Here is a 10,170-nt window from a genome sequence, read left to right as displayed (position 1 = left end):
CAAAACTGGGGGCTCACCCTGTCGCAGCTCGCCATATTCTTTGAAGGCCGGCTTGATGAAGTTATTGAATTATGATGTTATGCGGGAACGCCTAAACCCGGCCTGACACAGAATTTTAGACGCTCCCCACGCTACCGGCCCTCCCGGCTTCCCTCAGTCCCCAATGAGCCAAGCAAAAAACGCTTGTCTCATTGACTCCTTCGGCGTTCGCTTGAAATGCCCCTCCAACGAACACCCGGCCACCCTTTAGATCGAGGTACCCTGACTTCATCGTTCTATCATCGCAACTTCAAAGCGTTGATAATGGGGTGCCGCAACTGTCTGCAACGGCCGCACGAATGTAGGGCGGATTAGGCGAAGCCGTAATCCGCCGTTCCGCCGAAGGTTTAAATTGGCGGCGGCCGTGTATTAACCACCTGTTGCAGCAACACTCCAAAGTGTTAAAAACCGGGCCGCAGCCAACGAACAGCTCCAGCGGAACCGTCGGATTACGCTCCGCGAAGCGGAGCTAATCCGACCTACGTGAGAAAAAATCCTGCGTTTCGAACTTCCGGTTATGGCACAAATCAGCCAATCTGGATCAGATCCTGACCTGCCTTTAGCTTCAAGTCTGTTTTCTCTTGTTGTTTCCAATCACTCGCTCAAAAATAATTTCCGACTTGTATTGACTTTCCATTAATAGGGTGTAGTCTGGCTGGCTTCAACAACAGGAATTCAAACCCCATGTTCTGCAAAGCAACACATCAATATTCCACCACAACCGTGGCGCTGTTTATGCGACCCGCGGTGGAATCTATTGCGGTTACGTCGACCTCGGTGGGTTGTACTAAAACCGAGAGTATTAAGACTTTGTAGCGCCCCTCAGTCACTGGGAGGCGAGACAAGCCTTCCAGTCAAAGCCCGGTTCTTTCCTAGCCAAAACGCAAAGCGAAAGAACTGATCAAGACCCGGAAGGCATTGTCCTTACCGGGTTTTTTATTGCCTGAATTTTTTGATCGGTATGGATGTTCCAAATCTGGGGATTCGTTCCGGGTGTGTGTGTGGAAATGAAAGGAGGACGTTATGGATCACGATGACGACATCGATTTGATCGCTATCCTCAGCAATAACTGAGGCAAAACAAACATAGTTGAAGGCTGCGGCAGGATTCCGCAGCAAGGAAGTGAAAATGTGGAAATTGATTGGAACTGATCGTCAGACAATGGCTCAACTGGTAACGCTGGCAGCGCCTATGGTGATTTCGCAGGGCACCTTTGCTGTTATGGTGTTTACTGATCGCTATTTTCTGTCGCTGATTGGTCCCACTCATGTGGCGGCCGCGCTCGGTGGTGGAGTTGCAGCGATGTGTTGTCTTTCACTGTTTCTGGGCTGGCTATCCTATGGTAATGCTTTGGTGGCCCGTTTTTTTGGTGCCAGACAGTGGAGCCAATGCCCTAAGGTGCTGACTCAGGCATTGTTGATCGCGATGTTCAGTTGGCCACTGGTGTTGTTGGCCGGGTGGGGCGTGTACCATTTGTTCGACACTATGGGGCACGATGCTCAACAGGTCGCCCTGGAGAGGGAGTACTTCAGGGTGTTGATCGTGGGTTCGATTCTGACGCTGTTGAAGGTTAGCTTTGCCTCTTATTTTTCCGGCCTGGGTCGCACCCGTTATGTGATGGTTGCAGATTTGACGGCGGTTTTTATCAATGTGCCGTTGACGTATGCGTTGGTATTCGGGGCCTGGGGTTTTCCGCTGGTTGGTATTGCTGGCGCCGCTTTGGGAACAGTGTTTGCCAATGCGATTGCGTTATTGTTGTTCGCGAGTTTTTACTGGGCGAGGGCTCATTACCAGGAGTTTGAGGTTGCCCGGGCTTGGCGAGTGGACAGGAATATTCTTTCTCGATTGGTGGGCGAGGGGTTTCCTTCCGGTCTTGAGATGTTTCTGAATATTGCAGCCTTCAATGTGTTTGTGCTGTTGTTTCAAAGCTATGGCGTGGCCGAAGGTGCAAGTGCTGCGATTGTTCTGAATTGGGATTTGTTGTCATTTGTACCCATGGTCGGTGTGCATATCGCGTTGATCAGTCTGGTGGGACGTTTTGTCGGTGCCGGCGATGTGCATCGACTCACGGCGGTGATCCGCGCAGGCTTTTTTCTTGGGATTGCGTATTCCGGGACCTTGGGAACCTTGTTCGTGGTGTTTCGTGAAGAATTGGTCGGCGTGTTTCTGACCAGTGGTATCGATGCGCCGGAGATTCGCGATTTGGCGGCCTGGATGATGTTGGGTATGGCCAGCTATGTGATGGCGGATGCTGTCATTCTGGTCTCCAGTGGTGTATTGCGTGGTGCCGGGGATACCCGTTGGCTGATGTGCAGCTCGGCGTTACTGCATTGGGCAATGGTGTTAGTCCAGTACCTGGTCATCGTGGTGTGGCAGTTGGGGCCTGAGTTTGCCTGGATTGTATTTGTGTCTATGATCCTGACGCTGGCGGTGGTGTTTGTATTGCGTTTGCAGGGCAGTCGCTGGCGCCAGGCGGTCAGTGTCCAGGGGCTCTGGGCGAAATAAACCGGCGCGCTGGGTTATAGCGGCAGCGGATTGTCGATATAATCCAGTCGCTGATACTGAGGTTTTAAGATGAATGCCCAAATTGCCTACGGCTTTGATAATAGCCAGATCGCCAGCCGATTCCTCAATCGGTTGAAGTCCGGCGACGTGGGGCGGGTGAAAGCCCGCTTATGTCTCGGGGCAAGAGCCGTGTTGGTCACTTATTCTCTGGTTGAAAACGACGGTTTTAGTTCTGTGTGTGCGGATCTTGATGATCTGGCGGCCAGTATGGGTGGAGCTGAAATACCTGTACCCTAGGCTTTGTCAGAGTTCATGGGCTCGACGATAGCGCCCTTCATAATCAAAAATTTTCTCTTTGATTTTCCAAAATCTGCCTTGTAAACGTCCGATGACAAAATCGGGGTGCCTAAAGTGATCTTGCTGTTGAAGGACCTGTTCGGGGCTGTTGAAGTCAAAACGACGGCCCGACAATTTTGCATGATGCCGACAGAAGTGAACATAAAAGGCCTTTCGCTGAGCCTGGGTTTGCAAGGCAAAGTGTTCGCTCAGGCTGGCACCGTCTTCGTCAAAGTAGGTGATTTTTAATCTCGGTTGTTGCTGCCTGTTTTGTACGGCTTGCAGTTGCATACCGCTGCATCGCAGTACTTTAGCGTCTCTGAGTTGCAACACTTTTTTGAGGAATGTATCCGGATCCACCATCTGGGCTTGACATTGGTGGCAGTGGCGCGCGGCGATGTCATTTTCCGCTCCGCACTGGTCACACTCTTTGAAACGATAACGAAAATCACATTGAGCTGACATGCCATTGTCGGGGTTCTGTACTATTCCCTGACATCGCCGTCCATAGTGTTCCATGACTTGTCCACAGTCGTCTGTCTTTCCCCAAAATGTATTTATGTGCCGGCAGATGGGGCAGGGAATCTCAACGATCTCGGAGTCGGAGTCGGGGCGCCTGCCGGCAATCTCCGGTTGAAACAGGTCGTAGCCGTTAGCGGCATAGTCCAGCACCAGACAGTCTTTTTTGCCTGGACTCAAACGCAGGCCGCGCCCCACAATTTGCTGATACAAACCTACGGATTGGGTTGCGCGCAGAATGGCAATTATGTCCACATGAGGGGCATCGAACCCGGTAGTCAGAACTGAGACGTTCACCAGATATTTGATCTGTTTTGCCTTGAATGCCGTAATGACACTGTCCCGCGCCCGAGCTTTCATGTCACCGATAATCAATGCCGACTGTTCCCCGGGCAGATAACCCATGATTTCTTTGGCGTGGGCGACTGTTGCAGCAAATATCATGACACCCTGGCGTTCTGAAGACAGTGCAATGACCTGTTCAATGATTTGGGCGGTCGCTCGTTTTGCCCCCTGCAGCAGACGTTTGATCGAGGCTTCGTCTAAGAGCTCTGAGTTGCCATTGTGGCGCAGGGATTCAAAGTCATAGAACTGCACGGGAGCGTCCACCAGTTTTGCCGGAGTCAGGTAGTTGTTGTCTATCATGTAGCGCAGTGACAATTCAAAGATGCAGTGCCGAAAGGGCGATTGAGAATCCCCGCGGGTTTCGTTGGCGGGTTGGTGGAACTGAAAACACCAACCGCAGTCCATGCGATAGGGAGTGGCGGTTAACCCCAAAACCTTGAGCTCTGAATTGCGATGGGTGAGGTGCTGTACAATTTTGTGGTATTCAGAATCCTGTTGCCCAGACAGCCGATGGCATTCGTCGACGATTAATAGGGAAAAGTCGTCTCGAAAGGCGTCCAGGTTGCGGGCGACGGACTGTACGCTGCCAAACACCACTTGATGTTCGGTCTGTTTTTCTTCCAGGCCCGCAGCAAACACACTGGCCTGGCGGCCATAGCTCTGGAATTTTTCGCAGTTTTGCGCAACCAGTTCCTTAACATGGGCGAGCACGAGGATTCTTCGCCGCGCCAGTCTCGCGAGCTCAGCAATGACGAGGCTCTTGCCCGCTCCTGTGGGCAAGACGATAACCGCTGAATCATTGCTGCGGCGAAAGTGCTGGAGCGTGGCATTGACGGCCTGGCGTTGGTAGGGGCGAAGTTCAAAGGTCATTGGGCACCATTATAAAGTGGGTCACTATAAAGTTCGCCATGAAAAAGCGTGATTCAGTGTCGGAAAGCGGTATTGAGTCGTTTGAGTCGGTGGCGACCAGAGCCATAATTCGTCACAATAGAGCGAGTCCATTTCAGTAACCTGAAGACATATTGTCATTGGCAGTGGGGGATCAATGAACGGGAAGTCTCTAGCCTTGGTGTTCGGTATTATCGTGATACTGGGGGTTTATTTTTTGATCAGTTCGGAGCCCGAGCAACCAGCGACGGCGGTAACGCCAGAGGCGCCGGCAGCCGTGGTAGAAGTTCCCGCTGAAGAAGCAGAGGCGGAACCTGTTTCAACCCTTATTGGAACCCGCCCGCCTCCGGAGCCGGAAGTTCCGGCGGAGCCATTGCCTCCCATTGTGGAACCACCGGCAACACTGGATGACAGCGACAAACAGGTATTGCAAGCGGTGGCAGATCTGGGGCCTGAAATGGCTCAGTGGCTATTGCCCCGTGAGCAGATCCGTAAATGGGTACTGGCGGTTGATTTGATGGCGGACGGCAAATTACCTCAACGCCACCGCCCGCTGCAGTACCCGATTGCGGCCTATAGGATTACTGCGGCACATACCGCTGCGACCGAGAACTTTAATCGCGTCACGCCACTGATTGACGCAGTGACCGGGATTTCACCCAAGACCCTGGGACGCTACTACCGAGCCTGGCTACCTACCCTGGAGGAGGCCTATGGGGAGCTCGGTAAGCCAGGTGAGTTCCAGGATCGCGTGGACACATTGGTGGAACGTTTGATTAATGTGCCCGCGGGTCCGGTCAATGCAAGTTTGAAACAACCCAACGTCTTCTATGTCTATCAGGATCCGTCACTGGAACGGCGCAGCGCGCTGGAAAAGTGGGTTTGGAGAATGGGGGACGATAATCGTCAAAAGCTTCAGGCATATTTACGGGAGCTTAAGTTTTACCTTTGATCTGACGGAGATCAATCGTGCAACCAAATTATGGGAATCGCTTGCTAAAGGCTGCCGTGGTGATGGGGTTTATCGTTTTGTTGCAGGCCTGTGCCTCGGACAATGACCATTTCTGCGCGAAATACAGTTACTATCATGACGAGTTGACCAGACCGGGTATCTTGCCATACCGTGACATTCGCGAGCAGCTCAGGCGGGAACTCGAGGACGAAAATCGAGATCCCGACAAGTCCCGCATTGCGCTGTTTGTGCTCAATGATATTGAGTCGGAAGTCATACCAGAAGGTGAAGACCCCCAACAGTATTGTCTGCGCAGAAATCTGTGGCAGCGCTACGGCCGTCAATATCCGAAGGGCAGTTAAATGGAAAACACTGAACAGATCGCGCAGCAGGTTCAGCGCTGGGTTGAAGAAGTGGTTGTCGGCCTCAATCTCTGTCCCTTCGCCCGTCAGCCTTTAGCCGCGCAACAGGTTAAAATTGCCGTGGTGGAAGCCGCAGAGGATGCCGCTGTCCTGCAGGCGATTCTTGATGAGTTATCACTGCTGCAGCAGACTCCGGCGCAGAGTCTGGAAACCACACTGTTGGTAGTGCCCAGGGCGTTTGCTGACTTCAATGATTACAATCAATTTCTCGACTGGACGGATCACTTGCTGGAGCAGCAGGGTTGGAGTGGTGTATTTCAAATAGCCAGTTTTCATCCTGACTATTGCTTTGAGGGGTGTGCGCCGGATGACGTCAGTAATCTGACCAATCGGTCTCCTTACCCCATTTTTCATCTGCTGCGGGAAGCCAGTCTGGAACGGGCGATCGCCAATCTGGAAAATCCCGAGGCTATTCCCGAGAGAAATATCCGCTCTATGCGCGAATTGACAGATGATCAGCGTCGCCGCCTGTTTCCCTATCTGAGTACTCCTTCAAGGTGATATTGCTTAAAGCAGCGTCAATCAGGGCGTTTTCTGCAAGGAGTGCTAGTCCGGCAGCCGTATTCGTTCTTTTTCAATGACAATGCGCCGGGCTTTATAGAGTGCCCCCAGGGCTTTCTTGTAGCTGCCCTTGCTGACATTAAAGGCTTGATAGATATCGTCCGGTGGGCTCTTGTCCGTTAAATTGGAGACACCACCGTTGGCTTCAAGATGTGCCATGATCTCTTCAGTCAGTGCGTCCCTCTGTTGAACAGGAGGCAGCTGCAGGCTCAGGTCAATTTTTCCATCGCGTCGAATATCCTTGATATAACCCTTGATACGGGTGCCTGTCTTCAAGGGTTTAAAGGCATCATCCCGAAAAATCAGTCCTAAATGTGTGTGATTAATAACCGCTTTGTACCCCATATCACTACGATCGCTGATCAACAGGTCGACGGCCTGCTGGGGTCGAAAGCGGCGGCTGTGTTCCTGCAGGTGTTTGCTCAGTCTGCTGCTGGCGGCCAGACGCTGGGTGCTCTTGTCCAGATACACCGTGACCACGTAGGATTTTCCCTCCTCCATGCGTCGGTGCTGTTCATTGAATGGCACCAGCAATTCCTTGCTCAGCCCCCAGTCCAGAAATGCACCATGTTGATTGACATCGGTGACCTTGAGGTAAGCGCATTCCCCCACCATGACTTTAGGGGTTTCGGTGGTGGCAATCAGGTCGTCTTCGGAATCCAGATAAATGAACACGTCCAGACTGTTCCCAACTTCAGCCTGTTGCGGTACGTAACGTCTCGGCAGCAGAATATTGCCATCGGAGCCACCGTCCAGAAAAACGCCAAAATCCACCTGCTTGACGACCTTCAGGTGGTTGATTTGACCAATTGATACCATTACCGGAGAGCCTCTGCACAAAAACCGTTCATTGTAGGGATAGTGGGGCTCTCGAGCAATCAGGATGGCGATGGTTTGAGACATCGGCCACGGTTTAATCGGTGCGCCGATTGGGATAAACTTGTCTACAATTGCAATGGAGTAGTGCCTCTTCAGGCGAGCAGGACTACAAGGAGGACGAGGTATTTCTGGCGTGATGACAACTTTCTCGAAGCGTTCCAAGGTTGCTCTGCTTCGGCGAGACCTGCGTCGCAAAGCCGCGGCGTTGGCTGTTTCACTGCCTCTGTCCCTTGGCTCGCCTCTCGCTTTTTCTCTGGGTTTGGGTAATGCTCAGGTGCATTCTGCGCTGGGTCAGCCACTCTTGGCCGAGATTCCCCTGCTGCGAAACAATGAACGCTATAATCCGGACGAGATAATTGTCACTCAGGTGCGTGGCAGCAGAGCTCTGGATCTCGGCTACGATTTGGCTGCGGATGCCGAACCCTTCCACTTGCAACTCGTCGATGACGGAGGGCAGCTGGTGCTGCGGGTTCGGTCGCGCAAGGTACTGAATGAACCCTTTGTCAGTCTGTTGGTTGAGCTTGAATGGCCTACCGGTCGGCTGATTCGGGACTATGATCTGCTGCTTGATCTGGCGCCTGCCAGCGTTACCCCGGCACAAAGTTCAGCCCCTTCCAATCCACGCGCAGTCACTGCTCCGGAACCCCCGCAGCCGCAGGCCTCGGCTGCTGCTGAAATACCGCCAGCTTCGTCTGTGGGCACTGTGGTAAATCGTCGCAACAGCGTCGATGACGATTCCAATCGCGGTGGGTCCAATCGCTGGCGGGTAGGTCGTGGTGATACCTTATGGGAAATTGCCCGGGAAATTCGGCCTGACGACCGTATAAAACTCACCGATGTGGTCGATGCGCTGTACCGGCTCAATCCCCAGGCATTTGAAAACGGAGATATTGACCGTCTTAGAGGCGGTTCACTCCTCAAACTGCCAAGCCCCGAAGATTTTGGCGCGATGGATTACCGAGGGCAGGGACCAAGCCGGTCCACGGCACCGGTTGCCGCGGTCACGCCCATGCAGATGGATGGGCGTTATCGGGTCAAAGCCGGAGATACTCTGTCGCAGATTGCGCAGAAATATCGTGGTACACCCGCCAAGCCACTTGATATCGTCATGCAGGCGCTCTACCAGAGCAACCCCACGGCATTCAGTCGCGGTGATATGGATCGTCTCAAAATGGGGGTTCTGCTTAAGGTGCCTGGTGCGGGCGCCGGGGATACGGGAGACCGCAAGACAGCGCAAACACCCCAGAGCGACTCCCCCAGGCAAACTGAGACAACTGCCGACCCGGTTGTCACTCAGGCTGACAGCCAGGGACAGATTCGTCTCAGCAAGGGCGTCGATCCCTCTCTGCCTCTCAATTCTTCCGAAGCCATTCTGCAGCAAATTGATATGGTTGCCGAACTGGTGGACAAGGTGAATCGTGAGAATCAGTCGATCCGCGCCCGTATTGAAAAAATTGAAAAGAGTGAACAACTGGTGTTGTTGGAGCGCCTGCTGGAGTTGCAGAGCCGCCAGATCGAGAATCTCAAGGTGGCAATGCTCACCAATCACGGCACCGTTCTGTCTGATGCCGCTTCCGAAACACCCACTCCTGCAGAGCCTACGGTGGTTTCACCGACGGCCGCGACGCTGGCTCCCGCCGCTGGCACCGAACTGGCCGTAGAGAGTCAGACGGCCACCGCGATTGCAGCTCCGGCGTCAAGTGCCTCACAGCCGTCAGCTGTCGAGGTTGTTACTGTAGAGCAATCTCCGACCCCTTATAGCTGGTGGTTGCCGGCATTGCTGGTGCTGATAGCCGGAGTGCTCGGATGGTTTATACGCCCCCTGTTAGGTGGCAGCAAACGGGATAATGTGGAATTGGCGACCTCAGGCGCCGCTACCACCAAAGTAGAGGTTGAAGAACGCCACTCCGATTCCAACGCTTCCGAAATAGCGGCAAGTCATGATCCCTCCGTCACTCCTGCCAGGGCAGAACCCGTTGACCCTCCATCCGTCGAACGAACCGCTGATTTGGACAGGCCGGCGGCTAATCACGAAGATCCGATCGAAGCACAAGAGGACGAGGCGGAGATTGCAGAGTCTCTGGATCTGAGCTTTAGCGAAGAAATTCAAAGCGCTAAACCGAAAGACGATTCTTTCTATCCGCAATTTGAGGAGCTGGAGGAAGAATCGGAATCGGGTGACCTGGGATTTCCCGACCTGCAGATACGTGAGGAAGATCTGGATCCCGAATTGAGTGGCGTACCCGATGAGAAGCGGGAAAAGGCATTTGACGAACTGGCGGAGGGAGCCCTGGAGGAAGATTTTGATTTCTCTCTGCCGGAGGATTTCCTGGATGAGCTTGACGCCGGAGCTGCCAGTGAATCTGGCCCCGATGCAGAAATCTGGCGCTCCATTGAAAGTGACACAAGGGATCATCAGTCAGCTGTCGAAGAAGATCTGGATAGCTGGCTGAGCAGCGGTGTCAAGACTCCCAGTGTCAGTGAATTTGACGAACTTATTAACGAGGCGATGATCTATGCCGCCTATGGTCGTCACGAGCACGCCGAGGCCTTGATTAATGAGCAACTGACGCAACATCCCGATGATGCAAAACTCAAGCAGGCGCTAAAAGAAATCCGGGAGAGTGGCAAACAGTTTAAGGCCGGTGGTGTATTTTCCTCTGATGCTCAGCCCTCTACCAACAGCAGCAATGCTCCAGATGATCTTGATCTGCCCAAATAAC

The 10,170-nt window shown here is 53.2% G+C and carries 8 protein-coding genes; 6 read left to right on the top strand and 2 right to left on the bottom strand.

The window, feature by feature from the left end:
• Nucleotides 1–1,168: 1,168 nt before the first annotated feature.
• Together HBA55_RS33620 and HBA55_RS33615 are read left to right on the top strand one after the other, a co-directional pair.
• Nucleotides 1,169–2,545, top strand: a complete 1,377-nt coding sequence (locus tag HBA55_RS33620) for an MATE family efflux transporter (protein WP_240946432.1) — start codon at nt 1,169–1,171, stop codon at nt 2,543–2,545.
• 69 nt (nt 2,546–2,614) lie between these two features.
• The gene (locus HBA55_RS33615) at nt 2,615–2,842 is read left to right on the top strand and encodes a hypothetical protein (protein WP_167000125.1); all 228 of its coding nucleotides are present in this window, start codon (nt 2,615–2,617) and stop codon (nt 2,840–2,842) included.
• 6 nt (nt 2,843–2,848) lie between these two features.
• Here the strand turns inward: HBA55_RS33615 and radD are convergent, their stop codons facing one another.
• Entirely contained in the window at nt 2,849–4,615 is a 1,767-nt protein-coding gene (gene radD / locus HBA55_RS33610; protein ID WP_167000124.1) for a DNA repair helicase RadD, read from the bottom strand.
• A 175-nt stretch (nt 4,616–4,790) separates the two neighbouring features.
• On the opposite strand from radD, the gene HBA55_RS33605 reads away from it, so the two are divergent.
• The 3 genes from HBA55_RS33605 to HBA55_RS33595 are packed head-to-tail and all read left to right on the top strand — an operon-like array spanning nt 4,791 to nt 6,508.
• Complete coding sequence (locus tag HBA55_RS33605; protein WP_167000123.1) at nt 4,791–5,585, top strand: DUF3014 domain-containing protein; 795 nt, start codon at nt 4,791–4,793, stop codon at nt 5,583–5,585.
• A 17-nt stretch (nt 5,586–5,602) separates the two neighbouring features.
• A complete protein-coding gene (locus tag HBA55_RS33600) occupies nt 5,603–5,947 on the top strand; it encodes a hypothetical protein (protein ID WP_167000122.1) in 345 nt (114 codons plus the stop codon).
• A complete protein-coding gene (locus HBA55_RS33595) occupies nt 5,948–6,508 on the top strand; it encodes a DUF1415 domain-containing protein (protein ID WP_167000121.1) in 561 nt (186 codons plus the stop codon).
• A 45-nt stretch (nt 6,509–6,553) separates the two neighbouring features.
• Here the strand turns inward: HBA55_RS33595 and HBA55_RS33590 are convergent, their stop codons facing one another.
• Nucleotides 6,554–7,387, bottom strand: coding sequence for a CvfB family protein (locus HBA55_RS33590; RefSeq protein ID WP_167000120.1), 834 nt, complete (start codon nt 7,385–7,387; stop codon nt 6,554–6,556).
• Nucleotides 7,388–7,583: 196 nt separating this feature from the next.
• Between HBA55_RS33590 and HBA55_RS33585 the strand changes: the two genes are divergently transcribed.
• Nucleotides 7,584–10,169 carry a FimV/HubP family polar landmark protein gene (locus tag HBA55_RS33585; RefSeq protein WP_167000119.1) on the top strand — a complete coding sequence of 862 codons (2,586 nt, stop codon included), beginning with the start codon at nt 7,584–7,586 and terminating at the stop codon, nt 10,167–10,169.
• Nucleotide 10,170 lies beyond the last annotated feature (1 nt).

The organism is Pseudomaricurvus alkylphenolicus (assembly GCF_011683955.1).
GTDB classification, from domain to species: Bacteria; Pseudomonadota; Gammaproteobacteria; order Pseudomonadales; family Cellvibrionaceae; genus Pseudomaricurvus; species Pseudomaricurvus alkylphenolicus.
Note: the sequence above shows the minus strand (reverse complement) of the source record. Positions and strands in the feature narration are given on the sequence as shown.